This is a genomic window from Actinocorallia herbida, from assembly GCF_003751225.1.
Lineage (GTDB): Bacteria > Actinomycetota > Actinomycetes > Streptosporangiales > Streptosporangiaceae > Actinocorallia > Actinocorallia herbida.
The window spans coordinates 9756217-9775514 of record NZ_RJKE01000001.1; the positions used below are offsets into that span (position 1 = coordinate 9756217).

General features: G+C 69.8%; 16 protein-coding genes and 1 tRNA gene. 3 read left to right on the top strand and 14 right to left on the bottom strand.

Annotated features, from left to right (window positions below; translation table 11 throughout):
• Position 1: 1 nt before the first annotated feature.
• The 8 genes from EDD29_RS44590 to EDD29_RS44625 form a co-directional block, all read right to left on the bottom strand.
• Positions 2 to 1357 carry a sensor histidine kinase gene (locus EDD29_RS44590; RefSeq protein WP_170201824.1) on the bottom strand — a complete coding sequence of 452 codons (1356 nt, stop codon included), beginning with the start codon at positions 1355 to 1357 and terminating at the stop codon, positions 2 to 4.
• A gap of 106 nt (positions 1358 to 1463) precedes the next feature.
• Positions 1464 to 3218, bottom strand: coding sequence for an arginine--tRNA ligase (gene argS / locus EDD29_RS44595; RefSeq protein ID WP_123670149.1), 1755 nt, complete (start codon positions 3216 to 3218; stop codon positions 1464 to 1466).
• A gap of 72 nt (positions 3219 to 3290) precedes the next feature.
• Positions 3291 to 5672: an HAD-IC family P-type ATPase gene (locus EDD29_RS44600; protein WP_123670150.1), complete on the bottom strand. Its 2382-nt coding sequence runs from the start codon at positions 5670 to 5672 to the stop codon at positions 3291 to 3293.
• Positions 5669 to 6808 (bottom strand): phosphate acyltransferase PlsX, encoded by a 1140-nt coding sequence (plsX, locus tag EDD29_RS44605; protein ID WP_123671075.1) that lies wholly within the window; start codon positions 6806 to 6808, stop codon positions 5669 to 5671. Before plsX ends, EDD29_RS44600 begins: the two co-directional genes overlap by 4 nt.
• 47 nt (positions 6809 to 6855) lie before the next feature.
• Positions 6856 to 7239, bottom strand: a complete 384-nt coding sequence (locus EDD29_RS44610; RefSeq protein WP_123670151.1) for a hypothetical protein — start codon at positions 7237 to 7239, stop codon at positions 6856 to 6858.
• Positions 7240 to 7474: 235 nt separating this feature from the next.
• On the bottom strand, positions 7475 to 7987 hold the full coding sequence (locus EDD29_RS44615) for a YbhB/YbcL family Raf kinase inhibitor-like protein (RefSeq protein WP_123670152.1): 513 nt from the start codon (positions 7985 to 7987) through the stop codon (positions 7475 to 7477).
• Positions 7988 to 8031: 44 nt separating this feature from the next.
• On the bottom strand, positions 8032 to 8838 hold the full coding sequence (locus EDD29_RS44620; protein WP_246053339.1) for an ABC transporter ATP-binding protein: 807 nt from the start codon (positions 8836 to 8838) through the stop codon (positions 8032 to 8034).
• Between the two features lie 10 nt (positions 8839 to 8848).
• Entirely contained in the window at positions 8849 to 9637 is a 789-nt protein-coding gene (locus tag EDD29_RS44625; RefSeq protein WP_246053340.1) for an ABC transporter permease, read from the bottom strand.
• 414 nt (positions 9638 to 10051) lie between these two features.
• On the opposite strand from EDD29_RS44625, the gene proS reads away from it, so the two are divergent.
• Complete coding sequence (gene proS / locus EDD29_RS44630; RefSeq protein ID WP_281281010.1) at positions 10052 to 11500, top strand: proline--tRNA ligase; 1449 nt, start codon at positions 10052 to 10054, stop codon at positions 11498 to 11500.
• Between the two features lie 68 nt (positions 11501 to 11568).
• Here proS and EDD29_RS44635 read toward each other — a convergent pair whose 3' ends face one another.
• Together EDD29_RS44635 and EDD29_RS44640 are read right to left on the bottom strand one after the other, a co-directional pair.
• Positions 11569 to 13197 carry an alpha/beta hydrolase gene (locus tag EDD29_RS44635; RefSeq protein WP_123670154.1) on the bottom strand — a complete coding sequence of 543 codons (1629 nt, stop codon included), beginning with the start codon at positions 13195 to 13197 and terminating at the stop codon, positions 11569 to 11571.
• A gap of 198 nt (positions 13198 to 13395) precedes the next feature.
• Positions 13396 to 13968, bottom strand: a complete 573-nt coding sequence (locus EDD29_RS44640) for a sigma-70 family RNA polymerase sigma factor (protein WP_123670155.1) — start codon at positions 13966 to 13968, stop codon at positions 13396 to 13398.
• Positions 13969 to 14278: 310 nt separating this feature from the next.
• On the opposite strand from EDD29_RS44640, the gene EDD29_RS44645 reads away from it, so the two are divergent.
• The gene (locus tag EDD29_RS44645) at positions 14279 to 15097 is read left to right on the top strand and encodes a helix-turn-helix domain-containing protein (RefSeq protein ID WP_123670156.1); all 819 of its coding nucleotides are present in this window, start codon (positions 14279 to 14281) and stop codon (positions 15095 to 15097) included.
• A 219-nt stretch (positions 15098 to 15316) separates the two neighbouring features.
• On the opposite strand, the gene EDD29_RS44650 is transcribed toward EDD29_RS44645, so the two are convergent.
• Together EDD29_RS44650 and EDD29_RS44655 are read right to left on the bottom strand one after the other, a co-directional pair.
• Positions 15317 to 15778: a hypothetical protein gene (locus EDD29_RS44650; RefSeq protein ID WP_148086311.1), complete on the bottom strand. Its 462-nt coding sequence runs from the start codon at positions 15776 to 15778 to the stop codon at positions 15317 to 15319.
• 229 nt (positions 15779 to 16007) lie between these two features.
• Positions 16008 to 16080 (bottom strand) — tRNA-Arg (locus EDD29_RS44655).
• 215 nt (positions 16081 to 16295) lie between these two features.
• On the opposite strand from EDD29_RS44655, the gene EDD29_RS44660 reads away from it, so the two are divergent.
• The gene (locus EDD29_RS44660; protein WP_246053748.1) at positions 16296 to 17303 is read left to right on the top strand and encodes a M15 family metallopeptidase; all 1008 of its coding nucleotides are present in this window, start codon (positions 16296 to 16298) and stop codon (positions 17301 to 17303) included.
• Between the two features lie 94 nt (positions 17304 to 17397).
• Here EDD29_RS44660 and EDD29_RS44665 read toward each other — a convergent pair whose 3' ends face one another.
• Positions 17398 to 17724: an FmdB family zinc ribbon protein gene (locus EDD29_RS44665; protein ID WP_123670159.1), complete on the bottom strand. Its 327-nt coding sequence runs from the start codon at positions 17722 to 17724 to the stop codon at positions 17398 to 17400.
• Positions 17725 to 17780: 56 nt separating this feature from the next.
• Entirely contained in the window at positions 17781 to 19295 is a 1515-nt protein-coding gene (locus EDD29_RS44670; protein WP_123670160.1) for a potassium/proton antiporter, read from the bottom strand.
• Positions 19296 to 19298 lie beyond the last annotated feature (3 nt).

Sequence of the window (19298 nt, forward strand, 5' to 3'; positions counted from 1 at the left end):
GTCACCCTGCCGCCCTCGGAAGCCGGACGACGAACCGGGAACCCGTGTCGGCGTCCGCGGCCGTCACGGAGCCGTTGTGGGCGCGCGCGATCTGGCGGCAGATGGCCAGGCCGAGTCCACTGCCCCCGGTGTCCTTGCTGCGGGAGGCGTCGAGGCGGGTGAACCTGTCGAAGATCGCCTCGCGCATCTCCGGCGGCACGGTGTCGCCGTCGTTGACGACCTCGAGGACGGCCTGCATCCCGTCCGGGCGGACCCGCACGACCACCCGGTCCTTGGCGTGCCGGACCGCGTTGTCCAGCAGGTTCGTGAACAGCCTGGCCAGGTGGACGCGCACGCCCGTCACCAGCACCGGCTGCGCGTCGATCCGGACCCGCGGGTCCTCCGGCCGCCGCGCGATCTCCGCGCGGACCAGCTCGGCGAGGTCCACCGGCTCCTTGCCCACCTCGGTGCCCGCGTCGAGCCGGCTCAGCACGAGCAGGTCCTCCACCAGCGCCGACAGCCGGTCGAGGCCCGCCGTCAGCTTCTCCGCGGTCTCCGGCCAGTCGGCCTCGTCGGGGTAGAGCATCGCCCCGTCCAGCTCGGCGCGCATCGCGGTGATGGGGGAGCGCAGGTCGTGCGAGGCGTTGGCGGTGAACTCGCGCTCCCGGTCGATCGTGGCCTCCAGCCGGGCGAGCGCCAGGTTCGCGGCCTTGGTCATCGCGCGCAGTTCGTCGTCGTGCTCCGGCACCGGGAGCCGCATGCCGCGGCCGCGGCCCTCGCCGATGTCGCGGGCGATCCGGGTCGCCTGCGCGCGGATATCGGTGATGGGCTCCATCGCGACCCGGACGGTGTGCGCCGCGCCCGCCGCGGTGAGCGCGACGAGCATCAGGGCGACCACCCCGAGCTGGGCGACGTAGGAAGGGCTGATGTACCAGGGGACGGGGTCGTCGATGACGTAGATGAACCAGTCGCCCTGGTCCTCGAAGACCCGCAGGGCCACGACCGACCTGCAGCCCGGCGTCAACGTCCCGCAGACCGTCTCGGACTGGTGCGGGTTCGCCATCGACGGCGTGAGAGAGGAGACCCGGGGCAGTGCGGCGAGGTTCCCGGTGCCCGCCACGACCTTTCCCTGGGCGTTGACGACCTGGAGCCCGTCCACGTCGGAGAGCGGCCCGACCTTCGGGATCTCCTCGGGCAGTGTGTCCCGCTTGATCAGCTGGATGACGCCGAGGGCGGAGTTGGCGACGTTCTCCCGGCGCAGCTCGACGACCCGGCTGCGCAGCACGAGCGTGAGCAGGATGCCCATGCCGAGACAGAGCAGGGCGGTGACCGTCGCCGCGAGAACCGTCAGCCGGGTCCGGATGGACCAGCGGTTCACCCTGCACCCCCCGTGGTCGCCTGGGCATGCCGTGCACGGGGGATCTAACATCCAGTAAAACACGCGAGTGCACCCGGTTAATCACCGGGTGCACTCGCGTGATCACTCACATCCGCTCGGGGACCGTGATGCCCAGCAGGCCGAGGCCGGTGACCAGCGTGTTCAGGGCCAGGGCGCACAGGGCGAGGCGCGGCTCCCGCACCTCCGCTGGGACAGGGCCGTCCGGGCCCTTGACCACGGGGCAGTTCTCGTAGAACCCGGTGAGGGCGTCGGCGACGCCGTACAGGTAGGCGGCGAGCTTGTGCGGCGCCACGTCCTCGATCATCGCGTCGATCGCCGCGCCGAAGCCCAGCAGGTGCAGCGCGAGGGCGCGCTCGGCCGGGTGGGTGATGACGATCGGGCTGTCGACGGCCTCGGGGCTGCTGCCCGCGAGCCGGAAGATCGACCTGATCCGGGCGGCGGCGTACTGGAGGTACGGGCCGGTGTTGCCGGTGAGGGCGATCATCCGGTCGAAGTCGAACACGTACTCGCTGTCGCGGGCCACCGACAGGTCGGCGTACTTGACCGCGCCGATCCCGACGGCCTGGGCGATCTCGGCCTGGGTCGCCGCGTCGTACCCGCGGTCCTCGATGACCTTGGCGGCCCGCTCGACCGCCTCCTCCAGCAGCTGGGCGAGCTTGATCGGCTTGCCCGAGCGGGTCCGCAGGATCTTGCCGTCGGTGCCCAGCACGTTGCCGATGCCCGCGTGGAACGGCTGGGTCCGGCCCAGCCATCCGGCCTTCTCGACGGTCTCGTAGACCATCTTCAGGTGCAGCGCCTGCGGGACGCCGATCACGTAGACCACGCGGTCGGCGTGCAGGGTCTGGGCGCGGTACCGCAGCGCGGCGAGGTCGGTGGTGGCGTAGCCGTAGCCGCCGTCGCTCTTGCGGATGATCAGCGGCACCGGCTTGCCCTCGCGGCCGATGTGGCCCTCGAGGAAGACGCACAGGGCGCCGTCGTCGACGACCGCGATGCCCTGCTCGTACAGGTCGTCGCAGACCGCGCCGAGCATGTCGTTGTACTTGCTCTCGCCCGCGAGGTCGGCGTCGGCGAGGGTGACGTCGAGCTCGGCGTAGATCTTGTTGAAGTACACCTTCGACATGTCGACCATGCGCCGCCAGATCGTCAGCGTGGCCTGGTCGCCGGACTGGAGCAGCACCACCCGGCGCCGGGCGCGGGTGGCGAAGTCGCCGTGGCCTTCGCCCTTCTCACTGGCGTCGAACTTGGCGCGGGCGGCCTGGTAGAAGACGTTCGGGTCGGTCCGCAGCTCGGCCGCGGCCTCCTCCTCGCCGATCTCCAGCAGGTGCTCGATGAGCATGCCGAAGGGGGTGCCCCAGTCTCCGATGTGGTTCTGCCGGATGACGTGGTGGCCCCGGAACTCCGCGGCCCGGCAGAACGCGTCGCCGACGACCGTGGTGCGCAGGTGCCCGACGTGCATCTCCTTGGCCACGTTCGGCGCGGAGTAGTCGACCGGGACGACCTGCGGCCGGTCGGTCACCGGGACGCCGACCCGCGGGTCGCCGACCATCGGGGTGGCCTGGCCGGCGATCCACTCGTCGGCCAGGGTCAGGTTGATGAAGCCGGGTCCGGAGACCTCCACGGCCGAGCACAGGCCCGCGACGTCGAGCCGCTTGACGATCTCGTCCGCGACGTCCCGGGGTCGCTCGCCCAGCTTCTTGGCCAAGGGCAGCGCCACGTTGGCTTGAAGGTCGGCGAACTGGGACGGCCGGATCACCGGGTCGGTGTGCGCGTACTCGACGCCGTAGGCGTCGACGATCGCGGCCTGCACCCGGGCGGCGAGGACGAGCTGTGGATCGGACATGTTCCAAGGTTAGCGACCTCGCGCGGGCCGCTCGACTGGATATCCACAGGGCGGGGACGATCTTTCCCGCGCTTACCGGCGCGTGAGCCGCCGCAGGTAATTCAGGGCCAGGTCATACCAATCCCGGCGCAGCGCATGAGACAGCAGCAGGCCGGCCACTACCGCGATCAGCAGGGCTATCGCGTCATTGTGCGCGTTCTGATGCTGGAGCGCGAAGAACTCCCGCAATCCGGGCACCGCGAGCACCACGAGGAACGCCGTGCCCATCGTCACCACGAGCGCCACCCGCCACCAGGTGTAGGGCCGCGCGATGAGCGCCAGCACCCACAGCGACAGCAGGAACAGCGCGAACGTCGCGGTCGTGCTGTCCTGGGCGAACTCGGTGCTGGGGTCGTCGATGGCCAGGAGGTACCCGGCGAACGTCGCGCCGCCGAGCGCCAGCCCCGCCGGGACCGCGAACCGCAGCACCCGCGGCACGAACCCGGGACGGGCCCGCTCCAGGTTCGGCGCGAGCGCGAGGACGAACGCGGGGATCCCGATGGTCAGCGCGCTGATGAGCGTCAGGTGCCGGGGCAGGAACGGAAACCGGACTCCGACGACCCCGACCAGCACCGACAGCAGGATCGAGTAGACCGTCTTGGTCAGGAAGAGGTTCGCGACCCGCTCGATGTTCCCCAGCACCCGCCGCCCCTCGGCGACCACGTGCGGGAGCGTGGCGAAGCTGTCGTCCAGCAGCACGACCTTGGCCACCGCGCGGGTCGCCCCGCTGCCCGATCCCATGGCGACGCCCAGATCGGCGTCCTTGAGCGCCAGCACGTCGTTGACGCCGTCGCCCGTCATCGCCACCGTGTGGCCGCGCGCTTGGAGCGCCCGGACCATCGCCCGCTTCTGCTGCGGAGACACCCTTCCGAAGACCGTGTGCTTCTCCAGGACGTCCTGGATGTCGGTCTCGGTGATCTCCCGGGCGTCATAGGGGCGGTCCGCCCCCGGCACGCCCAAGGACGCCGCGATGGCGCCGACGCTGACGGGGTCGTCCCCCGAGAGCACCTTCACCGCCACGCCTTCGCGCGCGAAGTACGCGAGCGCGCCCTTCGCCTCGGGCCTGATCCGCTGCCCCAGGACGATCAGAGCCGCGGGCTCCAGGGCCGCAGACTCCGCGAACACCGCGGAGTCGCGCGCCAGATCCGCCAGGCGCCCTTCGGGGCCGTGGACGAGGGCGAGGATCCGCCGCCCCGTCGCGCCCAGCCTCCCCGCCTCCTTCAGCGCCGCGGAGCCCGGCGCCAGCAGGACGTCGGGGGCGCCGAGGACCCAGTCGCCGTGCTCCCCGAAGGAGGTGCCGCTCCACTTGCGGGCGCTGGAGAACGGCACGATCTCGCCCGCCTCCCACGGAGCCCCGGACTCGTCCGGAAGCGAAGCCGCGATGGCCGTCAGCGTCGGGTTGGGTGAAGGGTCCGCGGCCACCAGCGCGCGCAGGGCCCGGTCCACGGGCAGCCCCGCTTTCAGCGGGACGACCTCCTCCAGGTCCATCCCGGGCTCGGTGAGCGTCCCCGTCTTGTCCAGGCAGAGCACGTCCACCCGGGCCAGCCCCTCGATCGCGGGCAGCTCCTGGACGAGGCAGCGCCGCCGCCCCAGCCGCACCACCCCGACGGCGAAGGCGATGCTCGTCATCAGCACCAGCCCTTCCGGCACCATCGTGACGACCCCGGCGACCGCCCCCACGACCGCCTCGGACAGGCTCCGGGTCGACAGGAACTGGCTGATCGTGAGGAGCACCCCCACGGGCACCAGAAGCCAGGTCACGTACTTGAGGAACCTGTTGATCCCCGCCTGGAGCTCGGACTTCGCGAGCTTGAAGCGGCTCGCCTCCGCCACCAGCCGCGCCGCGTAAGCCTCCCCGCCCACCTTCCGCGCGACGAACGAGCCGCCGCCGGCGACCACGAAGCTCCCCGACAGCATCTCGTCGCCCGGCAGCTTCGCCACCGGCTCCGCCTCGCCCGTCAGCAGCGACTCGTCGACCTCCAGCGCCCGGGAGTCCACCACGGGGCCGTCCACGACGATCCGGTCCCCGGCCCGGACGACCACCAGGTCGTCCTGGACCACCGTGGCCTGCGCGACCTCGGTCGTCCGGCCGTCCCGCACCACCCGCACCCGCTGCTCGCCCAGCACCGCGAGCCGGTCCAGCGTCCGCTTCGCCCGCAGCTCCTGGACGATCCCGATCAGCGTGTTGGCCAGGATGATCCCGCCGAACAGGCCGTCCCGCCAGTCCCCGAACACCAGCACCAGCACGAACAGGGTGCCGATCAGCGCGTTGAACCGGGTGAGCACGTTCGCCCGCGCGATCTCCCCGACGCTGCGGCTGCTGCGCCGCGGCACCCGGTTGACCAGGCCCGCGGCCCCGCGCTCGGCGACCTCCGCGGCGGTGAGGCCGGTCGCCGACCGCTCGGCGAGGGTCACGCGCCGTCGCCGGGGGGCTGTTCGCGCGGCTCCGGCACCGGCTCCCTGATCTCGGCTCTGAGATCCGGCCTCGTCTCGGTGGACCTGCCCTCGACGGCTTTACCGTCCCCCTTCGCCTCCGGGTGGTGCCCGAACCGGAATCGCGACGGCTTGGCCGCCGCCCCCAGCTGGTCCTTCACCCGGTCGATCAGCCTGCCCTCCGACAGGTCGAACGCCAGCTTGCAGGCCGCGGCGATCGCCTTGGCCGTCGCCGCCCCGTGCGCGACCACCACCGCCCCGTTCAGGCCGAGCAGCACCCCGCCGCCGTAGGTGTCGCTGTCGAACCGGTCGGTGAGCGCGTGCAGCTCCCGGCGCTGGAGCACCGCCCCCAGCTTCGCGGTGCGGCTCGACGACAGCGCCCGCTTCAGCTCGCCCACCGCGACGCGCAAGGTGCCCTCCATCGTCTTCAGCGCGATGTTGCCGGTGAACCCGTCGGCGACGATCACATCGACGCTGCCGCGCAGCAGGTCGTGGCCCTCGATGTTGCCCGCGAACTCCAGCGGGGACGCCGCGAGCAGCTCATGGGCCTTCTTCGTCAGTTTGTTGCCCTTGCCGGGCTCCGCCCCGATCGTCAGCAGGCCCACCCTCGGCCTTTCGATCCCGAGCCGGATCTGCGCGAACGCCGTCCCCAGATGCGCGAACTGCACGAGCATCTCCGGCTTGGCGTCGGCGGTCGCGCCCGCGTCCAGCAGGACCGTCGGGCGCGGGATCGTCGGCAGGGTGACCGCCAGCGCGGGCCGCAGGATGCCGTGCTGGGTCTTGAGCCGGACCGCGGAGGTCGCCACCACGCCCGCGGTCGAGCCCGCCGACACCAGCGCGCCCGCCTTGCCGTGCTTGATCAGCTCGCACGCGATCGCGATGGTCGAGCGCGGTTTGCGCCAGGACGCCAGCGCGCCCTCGCCCATCTCGAGCGACTCGTCGGTGTGCACGATCGACAGCCCGGCGGCGGCACGACCGCCGAGATCGCCGGCACCGTACTCGGCGAGCAGGGCCCGGATCCGCCGGGCCGGGCCCACCAGGATCAGCGGCACTCCGTGGTCCCTGGCCGCCGCGACGGCGCCGGCCACCACCTCCCGGGGCGCGTGGTCTCCTCCCATGCAGTCCAGCACCACCGGCAGCAACGGGCCTCTCCTTCACGTCTGACCTAATCGGCCGCGCAGTCCGCCCCCAGGCAGGAGGCGTTCTTCACCAGAGGCCGTCCGCCCACGAGAATCGTGTAGTACTCGCGCGCGGACTTCGCCAGCGCCGCCCCGAAGACCTGGACCGGCTTCTTGGCCGTCGTCTCCCCGGTGCATTTGACCAGCAGCTTCTCCGCGGAAGCGCCTTCCATACTCTCGCAGACCAGTTCACCGGCGAGCGGCTGCCCCCGGGTGCCGAGTTCGGCCTTCGCCGCGGAGGGCACCGCCTTCAGCATCGCGGCCTGGTTCTCGTAGCGGTGCCCGCCGCCCTTGAGCAGGACGACGGCGAGGACGGCGGCGCCGGCGCACGCGGCCACGGCGACGGCGATGGCGAGGATCTTCTTGTTCACGCTCGATGATGTCACCTTCGCAGTCGGTCACCACACGCGAAGACGATCATCTTTTCCGGCCCATTGCCCGGCCGATAGCCGATTGATAGCGGCCCGGTGCATCGTGGGATCACCTGTTTCGTCACCTTGCAGCCGGGTCGGAGTAGGGACGCACACGGGCGGTCGTCCCGGGGCGATGACTTCGACCGCACCGGGCCGGGGCGAGCGCCCGTGTGCCCGTTCCCCGTGACCCCGATCAGATCCCGTAGGTCGCCACGAGGTACCCGCGGCCCAGGGTGTGCGCGGTGATGTTGAAGCCCACCTGCGCGGCCGGGGCCTCCGCCGGGACGCCCAGGGACGGTACGTCGAGCGCGTGGACCGCGAAGACATAGCGGTGGGCAGGGCCGGGGGGCGGCCCCGCGCCCCCGAACGCGTTGTCGCCGTAGTCGTTGCGGCCCTGGATCCCGATCGGGTCCTCGGCCTTGATCCCCGCGGGCAGCTCCGTCACGTGCGCCGGGACGTCCCACAGCAGCCAGTGCCAGAAGCCCGAGCCGGTGGGCGCGTCAGGGTCGTAGACGGTGATCGCGAAGCTCCGGGTGCCTTCGGGGAACCCCGACCAGGCGAGCCCCGGCGAGACGTTCCCGCCGGAGTGGCCCCAGCCGTCGAAGACCTGGGCGGCGGAGAGGGTCCCCCCGTCGGTGACGTCGGTGCTCGTCACCTCGAAGGACGGGACCTCCGGGAGGAAGTCGAACGGAAGTGGTGCGGGCATGAGAGTGGCCTCCATCATCCGGTGATGGAGGCCACTTTAGTGAGCTATTTGTTGATCGCCTCGGTGTACGCGGCGATCACTTCTTCCGGCGTGCCGTCCATGACGAGCTGGCCGTCGTCGAGCCACAGCACCCGGTTGCAGGTCTCGGCCACGACGTCGAGCTGGTGGGCGACGAGGAACACCGCGCCGGCGTTCTTGCGCAGCTCCTCGATCTTGCGCTTGCTGCGCCGCCGGAACTTGGCGTCGCCGGTGGCCAGCGCCTCGTCGATGAGCAGCACGTCGTGGGTGCGCGCGGACGCGATCGCGAACCGCAGCCGCGCCCCCATGCCCGAGGAGTAGGTGTTCATCGGGTACTTGATGAACCCCTTGCGCAGTCCGGCGAACTGCACGATCTCCTGGTACTTCTCCTTGGTCTCGTCCGGCGTGAGGCCCATCGCCAGGCAGCCCAGGATGATGTTGCGCTCGCCCGTGAGGTCCTTCATCAGCGCCGCGCCCACGCCCAGCAGGGACGGCTGGCCGTCGGTGAAGACGCCGCCCGTCGCCGGGGGCAGCAGCCCCGCGACGGCCTTCAGCAGCGTCGACTTGCCGGATCCGTTAGTGCCGATGACGCCGATCGCGTCGCCCTTGTAGGCCACGAAGGACACGCCGCGGACGGCGTGGATCTCCGTCATCTGCGGACGGCTACGGCCGCGCAGGAGACGGCCGAGGGCGCTCGCCCCGGTGCCCTTCTCCTTGACGGTCCCGTAGACCTTGTACTTGATGTGCAGGTCGTCGACGACCACGATCGGCTGCCGGGTGGGGTCGATGACCACCGGCGGCGGAACGTGGTTCACCTGCTCTTTCTCGGCCACGTCGACACCCCTACCCACGTCCGTACCTCTCCTCGGCCCGGTAGAACCAGTAGAAGCCGCCGACGAGCACGACGACGGACCAGGCGATCGCGTAGATCCACAGCAGGCCCGGGTCGCTCATGGCGACCTGCGGGTCGGTCTGCGCGACATAGGCGGGCAGCAGGGCCTGCCGCGCCAGCTCGACGAACACGTAACCGGGGTTGGCCTCGAGGATGTCGGTGATCCAGGGGTTCTCCTTGATGAAGTCCGAGCGCTCCGAGAGGCTCGCGACCGAGAAGATGACCCCGGAGGCGTACAGCCAGGTCCGGTTGATGAACGGGATGAGCTGGGAGATGTCGCGGGAGAACGCGCCGAGCCTGGCGACGATCAGGCCGAGGCCGACGTTGAACAGCAGCTGCAGCAGCACGACCGGGATGATCATCAGCCAGCTCAGGGCGGGCATGACGCCGAAGGCCATCACCAGGGCGAACAGGACGCCCAGGGCGACCATCGCCTGCTGGAACTCCACGACCGTGTAGGCCAGGGGGAGCGAGGCCCGCGGGAAGTGCAGCGCGCGGATCAGCGAGAGGTTCGTGCCCACCGACTTGGCGCCCGAAGTGACCGAGCGCTGAGAGAAGGAGAACAGGAAGACGCCGGTGACCAGCCAGGGGACATAGTCCGGGATGCCCTTATGGGTCCCGAGCAGCAGCCCGAAGATGAGAAAGTAGACACCGGCGTTGAGGATCGGCGTCAGAACCTGCCAAAGCTGCCCGAGCCTTGACGAGGTGTACATGGCCTTGCTCTTGGATGAGGCGAACATCCAGATGAAATGCCGCCGGCCCCAGAGCCGGCTCAGATAGAGACCCAGAGGGGGGCGCGCGGCGCTCTGGGTCAGGCCATGGCGAGCGGCGAACGCGGCTAGTGACTCGCCGGACTTCCCTTGGGATGCGGGGGGTGCCGTGAGACTGCCGGTGGGGCCGCTTGCGGGCCGTTCCGGGTGACTCATGGCGCTGAGCCTATTGCAGGTACAGGCGCGCATGGGACATTAGCCGACATGTGATCCGCCCCCGGTAGATCTTTCCTTCGACGGCCTGGTCAGACCGTTATGTCGGAGTTGTGAACGCCGAGTGAAGCAGTGTTCTCGGTCATGGTATCGGGCCCGTCGAACGGCCTGGTCGGGCGGGGTGCGCCCGCGGACGTACGGCGGGGCCTCCGGTCCAGTAGCCTTTGGGCCGTGAGTCGAGAAGGTGTAACTCCGCAATCCGAAGATTTCTCCGCCTGGTACAACGACGTGGTGCTCCAGTCGCTCCTCGTCGACCGGGGGCCGGTCCGCGGCACGATGGTCATCCGCCCGTACGGGTACCGGATCTGGGAACTGATCCAGGCCGACCTCGACGCGAAGATCAAGGAGGCGGGCCACGAGAACGCCTGCTTCCCGATGTTCATCCCGGAGTCGTACCTCAAGCGCGAGGCCGAGCACGTCGAGGGCTTCTCCCCGGAGCTCGCCGTCGTCACGCACGCGGGCGGCAAGCAGCTCGAGGAGCCCCTGGTCGTCCGGCCGACGTCCGAGACGGTCATCGGCGAGTACATGGCCAAGTGGATCGACTCACACCGCGATCTGCCGCTGCTGCTGAACCAGTGGGCGAACGTCGTCCGGTGGGAGATGCGCCCGCGCATGTTCCTGCGGACCACCGAGTTCCTCTGGCAGGAGGGCCACACGGCGCACGTCGACGAGGACGACGCGATGCGCGAGACCCTCTGGGCGTTGGACGCCTATGAGAAGGTCTCCCGCGAACTCGCCGCGATGCCCGTCGTGCCGGGCGAGAAGACCCCGGGCGAGCGCTTCGCCGGCGCCGTGCGCACCTACACGATCGAGGGCATGATGCGGGACGGCCGGGCCCTCCAGGCCGGCACCTCCCACTACCTCGGGACGAACTTCGCCAAGGCGTTCGAGATCGACTACCAGGACGAGAACGGCGAACTGACGCTCGCGCACACCACGTCCTGGGGCATGAGCACCCGCATGATCGGCGGCGTGATCATGACCCACGGCGACGACAAGGGACTCGTCCTGCCTCCGCGGCTGGCCCCCTATCAGGTCGTCATCGTGCCGCTGGGCCGCAAGGAGCAGGCCGAGACCACCACGGCCAAGGCGCACGAGCTCGCCGCCGAGCTGAAGGCCGCGGGCGTCCGCGTCCATGTCGACGACAAGCGGCCCCAGCTCTCCCCGGGCTTCAAGTTCAACGACTGGGAGATGCGCGGCGTCCCCGTCCGGCTCGAGCTCGGCATGCGCGACATCGACGGCGGCGTCGTCACCCTCGCGCGGCGGCTCCCGACCGTCGAGGGCCAGGGCAAGGAGCAGATCCCGCTCGGCGAGGTCGCCGCGCGCGTCCCGGCGATCCTCGAGGACTTCCAGGCGTTCCTGCTGCGCCGGGCCGAGGAGTTCCGCGAGGCGCACACCGCGGCCGTCGACACCTGGGACGCCTTCACCGAGCAGGTCGCCGGCGGCTGGGCGCTCGCCCTGCACTGCGGCCAGACCTCCTGCGAGGACGAGATCAAGGCCGAGACCGCGGCGACCCCCCGCTGCATCCCCGCCGCGGGAGAGGCCGCGGAGGGCGCCTGCGTGAAGTGCGGCACCCCCTCCGCCTACGGCAAGCGCGTGATCTTCAGCAAGTCGTACTGATCGCCTTGTGAACGACACGAAGGCCGGTCCCCGGTTGCGGGGGCCGGCCTTCGGCGTCTCGTCGGGGGTCAGACGGGCTTGAGGACCTCGGTGAGCTCCTTGAGGTGCTGGAGGGGATTGCTGGAGGGGGCGCCGGTCCGCCAGATCTCAGGGGCCGGGATGGGCGTCCCCGCGCAGGAGCGGTCGGCCTTGGGGTAGACGCCGTCGATCAGGTACGCGTCGACGATCTTGTCGACGCAGGCGTTGCCCGAGGCGTACATGCCGTGGTCGCCCTCGTTCTTGACCGTCACCAGCCGGGAGTTCTTGAACCGCTGGTGCGCCTTCACCGCGCCCTCGTAGGGCGTCGCGGGGTCGTTGCGCGACTGGACCAGCAGCATCTTCGGCAGGCCCTTGCCCGGCCGCTTGAGCGGGATGCCCGCGGGCCGGTTCCAGGCCGCGCACGGATCACTGATCACGCTGTAGCCGATCAGCGGGTGCTTCGCCCCGATCTGTGCGGTCTTCGCCGCGTGCTGGGCGGGGGTCCCGGTGAACTTGGTGTCGTTGCACTGGGTGCCGTAGAACGTCGCGATCTCGCTCGTCGACGGATCGACGACGCTGTGCAGCTCGGCCGGCAGCCTGCGCGCGGGGTTCGCGAGGATCCCGGACAGCGTCTGGAGGTCCATCGCGAGCGAGGTGAACTGGAACTTCGCGTAGATCGAGAAGGCGATCATGTCGTCGAGGTCGCTGGGGTAGAGCGTGAACGTGTACCCGTCGACGGTCTCGACATCGACGCCGCCCAGCTTGCCGATCTCCGTACGGATCGCCTCATAGCGGGCGACGACGTCGGCCGCGGTCGCGCCCAGGCCGAACACGGCGTTGTGCTTGGCCGCCCACTTGGCGAAGTCCTGGGCGAACCTGCGCTGGAAGCCCACCGGCTGGAGGTAGTTGTGCTGCTGCCAGGACCCGGCGAACTGCACGACCGAGTCGAGCACGAACCGTCCGGTCCGCTTGGGGTAGGCCGCGGCGTAGTGCGCGCCAAGCCAGGTGCCCGCCGAGTAGCCCAGCCAGTTGATCTTGCCGACCGCGGCGCCCTTCGACGTCCGCAGGGACCGCCGGACGTACTCGAGGTCCCGGACGGTCTGGGCCGTCGTCACATAACGGGAAGGCAGCCCGCCGCCCTTCTGGCACGCCTTGGCGAGCTTCGTGCCGTAGCCCAGCATCAGCTCGGTGTTCGCGGCGGAGCGGTTCCTGGCGTCGGTCGGGGGCTCCGGCAGCTCCTGGCACAGGGCCTGCGCGCTGTAGCCGGTGCCGCGCACGTCGATGCCGATGATGTCCTGGGCGTCCATCAGCCGGTTGCGCTTGGCGTCGACGAACAGGAGCGGAGTCAGCAGCCCCCCGGCGCCCGGACCGCCCGGGTTGGTGAACAGGACGCCCTTCGGCTTGGCGCGCGCCTTGAGCCGGCTGATCGCGATCGTGATCTTGGGGCCGTTCGGCTTGGCCCAGTCGCGCGGGACCTTCACCTTGGCGCACTGGAGCCTGGCGTACTTGGCCGCGGCGTTGGTGAAGCACTTCTGCCAGGAGAGCTTCTGCGCGGGGAGCCTGACGGCGGTGTCGGCCGCGGGGGAGGGGGCGGGGGGCGGATCCGCGAGCGCGGGACCCACTCCGAGGGAGAGGACGCTCGCGAGTGAGGCGGCCACCACAAGGGCACGACGGCGCATGGTCGGGGGGTACTCCTCGGATGGGGGGAGAGCGAGCACCGAAAAAACCGGCAAATCCCGCAAAAGATCCGAGAATCCTAGGGCTAGAAGCTCCTCACAGTCCCGCCCCGCGGTCTCCGTTGGCTAACGGATCGCCCCTGGACAGCGGTAAGGCCGGTCCGATCGGACCGGCCTCGGCGTTCGTCGTGCTCCGGGGTGTCAGGCGGCCCTTGCGCGCGGGACCCCCGGCTGATGGGCGGCGAGCGCCGTGCGCAGCTGCTTGCGGCCGCGGTGCAGCCGGGACATCACCGTGCCGATGGGAGTGCCCATCATCTCGGCGATCTCCTTGTAGGCGTAGCCCTCGACGTCGGCGAGGTAGACGGCGTTCCGGAAATCCGCGGGCAGATCGCGCAGTGCCGCGACCACGTCGGCGTCGGGGATGCGGTCGAGTGCCTCGTGTTCGGCCGACCGCAGCCCGGAGACCGACGACTCGGTCTGTGCGAGCTGCCACTCCTCGAGCTCGTCCGAGCCGGTGCGCTGCGGCTCGCGCTGCTTCTTGCGGTAGGAGTTGATGAAGTTGTTGGTGAGGATCCGGTGCAGCCAGGCCTTGAGATTCGTACCCTCCTGGAACTGATGGAAGTTCACATAGGCCTTGGTCAGTGTCTCCTGGACCAGGTCCTCGGCGTCGGCGCTGTTGCGCGTCATGCGCACCGCGCTGGCGTAAAGGGGATCGACCAAGGGCAGTACGTCCCGCTCGTAGCGTTCGGTCTTCTCTGTCATCGTGGTCGTCATCAACCCTCCTCTTCGCCCCGGTCGCCGTTTCGGCGCGTACCTCTCATCCAGTCCACCACTGGGAGGGTGACCGACCTACAAAAGAGGGGTAAAAAGCTTCAAATTATGATTTATCAGACAAAAATCTTGGCCTGGGGCGGCGTCTCAACGGGGAAACGGCGTTCCATGGACGTCGCACCGCGCTTTCGGTAGGCTTCCGCGGGCGTGCATCTGCACGTGCACCGGTGATCGGCCGCGTTGGGCGCGCGATCCGAGCCGGCGGGTCACCTCGGGGCGGTGGAGGGCGGTCGGCAGATTGAGTTCCGGTTCGATGACCCGTCGCATCCAGCTCGGCGGACGTCTGCGCAGGCTCCGCGAGGCCGGCGGCATCACCCGGGCCGACGCGGGCTACGCGATCCGCTCGTCCGAGTCGAAGATCAGTCGGATGGAGCTGGGCCGGGTCGGCTTCAAGGAACGCGACATCGCCGACCTCCTCACCCTCTACGGCGTCACCGACGAGGCGCAGCGCCTCCCCATCCTCGAACTCGCCGCCGAGGCCAACCGCCCCGGCTGGTGGCAGGAGTACTCCGACCTCATCCCCCCGTGGATGACGACCTACCTGGGGCTGGAGGAGGCCGCTTCCCTCCTGCGGGTCTTCGCTCCCCAGTTCGTCCCGGACCTCCTCCAGACCGAGGACTACGCCCGCGCCCTCCTGCGCGTCTCCCACCCCAAGGCCTCCGAAGCCGAACTGGAAGCCCGTGTCACCGTGGTCCGCCGCCGCCAGCAGGCCTTCTTCCGCCCCGACGGTCCCCGCCTCTGGGCCGTCCTGGACGAATCGGTCCTCCTTCGCCCCGTCGGCTCCCCCGAAATCCACAAGGCCCAACTGGCCCACCTCCTGACGCTGAAGGGGGTGATCCTGCAAATCCTCCCCTTCTCCGCAGGAGCCCACCCCGCCACTTCAGGCCCCTTCACCCTCCTCCGCTTCCCCCACCCCGACCTCCCCGACACCGCCTTCACCCACACCCTCACCACCTCCACCCACCACGACACCCCCACCTCCCTGGACACCCACCTCCAGACCATGGAGCACCTCTGCGTCCTGGCCCACCCCCCCGCCACCACCCCCGCCCACCTGACCCCCCACCTGTGACCCCCGACGACTCCCCGAGCGCCTGGCGGAGATCGAGTTCGGTTCACGGGCTCGTCGGAGGAAGGACTGAGGAGCGCTCAAGAGGTGATCGCGGCGCTGGACGTCGTCGACATCGAGCCATACGAGCCTCCTACTGACAGGACGCCCTCCGAACCATCAGACCCTTCGCCTTCGCCGCAGGCCGGCGGAGCGTGTCGCCGAATCTCCCGGACGCCCCGGCTAGACCCGGTCGGCGGACACCGTGAGCCCGACCGGGAGCCGGTCGACCTCGCTCCAGACAGGGGAGCCCCGTAGGGATTCGCACCAGTTCGTCAGGTCTTCGCCGCTGTCGTGAAAGAACCACGCGCTGTATGTCCCGAGCCTCTCCAGGGCAGGGGCCGCCTCGTACTCCAGATCGCATCGGACATGGAGGTAATGGTCGTGCCCGCCATCGGAGTCGGTGAGCTCGAACTGCCCGGTGAAGTTCAGGACGAACGTCCTCGCTCCGGCGACCGCGTGCGTTCCGTACTGGAAGAGCAGGCCATCGGCATCGGGAACCTCCGCGACGTCGTAGCGGAGCCGCGCGAACCGCAGAAAAGCCCGCCAGGCGGTGTCGGCCGACATACCGCCGACGACCTCGGCGGATTCGATCTCACGACGAAGCCCGCCGATCGCGTTCCACACCGCAGGCGGCTTCGCCATCACCGGATCTCCTGCCGACACGGCCGACAGCGTAACCCCCACCCCGCCGTCGCCCCATCACGGATGCCCGAAGATCACGGCGGCCTCCCGGCCCACCCGGCCGCGGCGGCCGCCGAAGGCGATCCCGCCCGCCCAGGACGTCCTCGCGTGGCACTCCGTGACGCACGACGAAACCCCCGCCTTCCAACATTCGCGCTGGTAGGACGGGGGTTTTCGCTGTTCAAGGAAGCGGCCCCGAGAGGATTCGAACCTCCGACACACGGTTTAGGAAACCGATGCTCTATCCCCTGAGCTACGGGGCCGTGCCGGGTGTGAGGAACTCGGCGGGGGAAAGCTTACAGGGTTTGGCGGGGGTGTGGCTGCCGGGTTCGGGGCGGGGGAGGGGCGGAAGCGGGGGCGCGGAACGGGTCGGGGCTTGGGTGAGGGAGTAGTAGGGTTCGGGCGTTGTTGTTTGGGAGACGTTCGTCGGAGGGGACCTGTGCCGACCTCTCGGTTTGTGAGGCTGGTGTGGGCGGCGGTGGCGTCGTTGTTGCTCATTGTGGTCGTGGGGTCGCCGGGAGTGGCGGCGGTGAAGCCGTCGATCGATCAGGTGGAGGGGCTGCGGAAAGAGGCGACCAAGGCGCGGAACGAGCTTCAGGGGCTGGACCAGGAGCTCAAGGATCTGCGTAAGGACGTCAAGCAGTCCAAGAAGAAGCTCAGGGGGACGTTGTCGGAGCTCGCGGAGGCCGACGCGGAGTTCGAGAAGATCCGGGGGCCGCTCGCGCAGCTCGCCAACTCGGCTTATCAGGCGCCGGCCGCGTCCGGGCCGCTGTCGATCTTCGGGCCGGGAGGGGCGGAGGCCGCACTGCACGGTTCCGCCGATGTGGCGTTCCTCGCGGGGGCCGACGAGGCGCTGCTCGACACGGCGGAGGAGCTCAGGGAGCGCAGGGAAGGGCTCGCCGACGACGCGCAGAACCTCCAGTCGCAGACCAACCTCGACCAGGCGAAGATCAAGAAACAGCAGAAGACGCTGTTCAAGCGGATCGAGGAGCTGAACGGCCAGCTCACCAAGATGCTGAAGAACCTCGACCTCGACCGCGACACCGAGCTGACGCTGATGTGCGACACGAGCCTCGTCGAGGACTCCACGAAGTTCCCCAATGGCCTCATCCCCGGCAAGTACCTCTGCAAGGTCCCGCAGAAGGGCTACCTGCTGCGCGCGGACGCGGCCCTGGCGTTCGTGAAGCTCAACGCGGCCTACAAGAAGCGGTTCGGCGTGGACATGTGCGTCCGGGACGCCTACCGGGATCTGGCCGAGCAGCAGCGCCTCTACTACGAGAGGCCCGGCTTCGCGGCGATTCCCGGGCACAGTAACCACGGTCTCGGCCAGGCGCTCGACCTGTGCGGCGGGGTGCAGACGTCGGGGTCGCTCCAGTTCAACTGGCTGGAAGCCAACGCGGGCACCTACGGTTGGTTCCACCCGTCCTGGGCCTACAGCAGCCCGTTCGAGCCGTGGCACTGGGAGTTCGGCACCGAGGACCGCTGACGTCCTTCCGGGGCGGGTCGGGGCCTGGAAACGCCGAATGCGCACATCCCCGGAGGGACATGCGCATTTCTTCAGGCGCCGGCCGCCCCGTCCGTCAAGCGGACGGGGTGCTGGACGCGCTGGACGACGAGGAGGTCGACGGGGTCGAGGACGACGACTCGGCCTTGGCCGGGGCCGAGGACTCGGTCTTCGTCTCGGTCTTCTTCTCCGCGGAGGTCGTCGCCGGGGTCGTGGACTTGCCGGAGCCGCGGCTGTCGTTGCGGTAGAAGCCGGAGCCCTTGAACACGATGCCCACGGCGGAGAAGACCTTGCGGAGGTTGCCGCCGCAGTTGGGGCACTCGGTCAGGGCGTCGTCGGAGAACTTCTGGACGACTTCCAGCCCCTCGCCGCAATCAGCGCACGCGTACTGGTACGTGGGCACGGTCACTCCTTCGCAACACTATTGGCACTCGGCATCGCCGACTGCCAATAGTACGTCTAGTCTCCGCGCTCTCCGAACCAGCCCGCCAGCTTGCCCCGCCTGCTCACCGCGCGCAGCCGCCGTTCCGCCTCGTCGCGGTCCTCTGCGGTGGTGACGACCAGGAGCTGGTCGCCGCCTTGCAGGACGGTGTGGTCACCGGGGACGAAGCTGTGCTTTTCCACCAGATGACCTGCGCCGACGGTCTCCCGGAGCACCATCGTGATCTGTGCGCCCTTGGGCAGCCGGAGTTCGAAGACCTCCACGCCGGAGAGCTTGGAGTCGTCGGGGATCTTGACCTGGAGAAGGTCGGCCTTCAGTTCCTCCAGCGGGGCCGCCTCGACGCCGAGGTCGGTCGCGTGGGCCTCGTCGGTGATCTTCAGCAGCTTGGCCAGGAAGGGCAGGGTCGGCCCCTGCATCATGGTGAAGATCACCACGATGATGAAGACCGCGGAGAACAGCGCGTCCGCGCCCGCGACGTGCTCGGTCATCGGCACCGTGGCGAAGATGATCGGGACGGCGCCGCGCAGGCCCGCCCACGACAGGAACGCCTTCTCGCGCCAGCTCACCCCGAACCCGGTCGTGGCGACGAGGACGGACAGCGGACGGGCGACGAAGGAAAGGATGAGCCCGGCGACGACCCCGAAGACGAGCTGTCCGGGCAGCTCGGAAGGCGAGGCGAGGAGGCCGAGCATGATGAACAGCCCGATCTGGGCGAGCCAGGCGACGCCTTCGGCGAAGCCGAGGGTCGCGGGCCGGTGCGGCAGCTTGGAGTTGCCGAGGACGAGCGCGCCCAGGTAGCAGGCGAGGAAGCCCGACGCGTGCAGCATGGTCGCACCGCCGTAGGCGGCGAATCCGAGCGACATCACGGCGAGCGGGTAGAGGCCGGACGCCGGGAGGGCGACCCCGCGCAGGACCCGCGCGCCCGCCCAGCCGATGGCGAGGCCGACGAGCCCGCCGACGATGAGCTCGTAGAAGAGGACCCCGAAGAGTTCTCCCGGGCCCGTCGCGTCGTGCTCGACGCTGCTGAGCATGACGACGAGGATGACGACGGGCGCGTCGTTGAAGCCGGATTCCGCTTCCAGCATGCCGGCGAGCCGAGGCGGCAGCGGGAGCCTGCGCAGCACGGAGAAGACCGCCGCCGAGTCCGTCGGGGCGAGGACGGCGCCGAGCAGCAGCGCGATGCGCCAGTCGGCGCCGAGCAGGTAGTGCGTGGCCGCGGCGACGATGACGATGCTGAGCGAGGTGCCGACGATGGCGAGCGACAGCGCGGCCGGGACGCCGCCGCGCACGTGCCGCCAGTTGGTGGTGAGGCCGCCTTCGATGAGGATGATGACGAGGGCGGTGAGCCCGAGGGTCTGCGCGAGCTGGGCGTCGTCGAACTGGATGCCGATCGGCCCGGATTCGCCGAGGAGGAGCCCGAGGCCGAGGTAGGCGAGCAGACTCGGCAGACCGAGCCGGTACGACAGCCGGACCGCCACGATCGCCACAAGGACCATCACCGCGCCGAACGCGAGCCACTCGTCAAGCCCCACAGA

Excerpts from the sequence above, each read along its gene's own strand:
- argS (WP_123670149.1), bottom strand. The coding sequence starts at position 3,218 with ATGTCCGATCCACAGCTCGTCCTCGCCGCCCGGGTGCAGGCCGCGATC.
- plsX (WP_123671075.1), bottom strand. The coding sequence starts at position 6,808 with ATGGGAGGAGACCACGCGCCCCGGGAGGTGGTGGCCGGCGCCGTCGCG.
- EDD29_RS44615 (WP_123670152.1), bottom strand. The coding sequence starts at position 7,987 with ATGCCCGCACCACTTCCGTTCGACTTCCTCCCGGAGGTCCCGTCCTTC.
- EDD29_RS44625 (WP_246053340.1), bottom strand. The coding sequence starts at position 9,637 with ATGTTCGCCTCATCCAAGAGCAAGGCCATGTACACCTCGTCAAGGCTC.
- EDD29_RS44635 (WP_123670154.1), bottom strand. The coding sequence starts at position 13,197 with ATGCGCCGTCGTGCCCTTGTGGTGGCCGCCTCACTCGCGAGCGTCCTC.
- EDD29_RS44640 (WP_123670155.1), bottom strand. The coding sequence starts at position 13,968 with ATGACGACCACGATGACAGAGAAGACCGAACGCTACGAGCGGGACGTA.
- EDD29_RS44645 (WP_123670156.1), top strand. The coding sequence starts at position 14,279 with ATGACCCGTCGCATCCAGCTCGGCGGACGTCTGCGCAGGCTCCGCGAG.
- EDD29_RS44650 (WP_148086311.1), bottom strand. The coding sequence starts at position 15,778 with ATGGCGAAGCCGCCTGCGGTGTGGAACGCGATCGGCGGGCTTCGTCGT.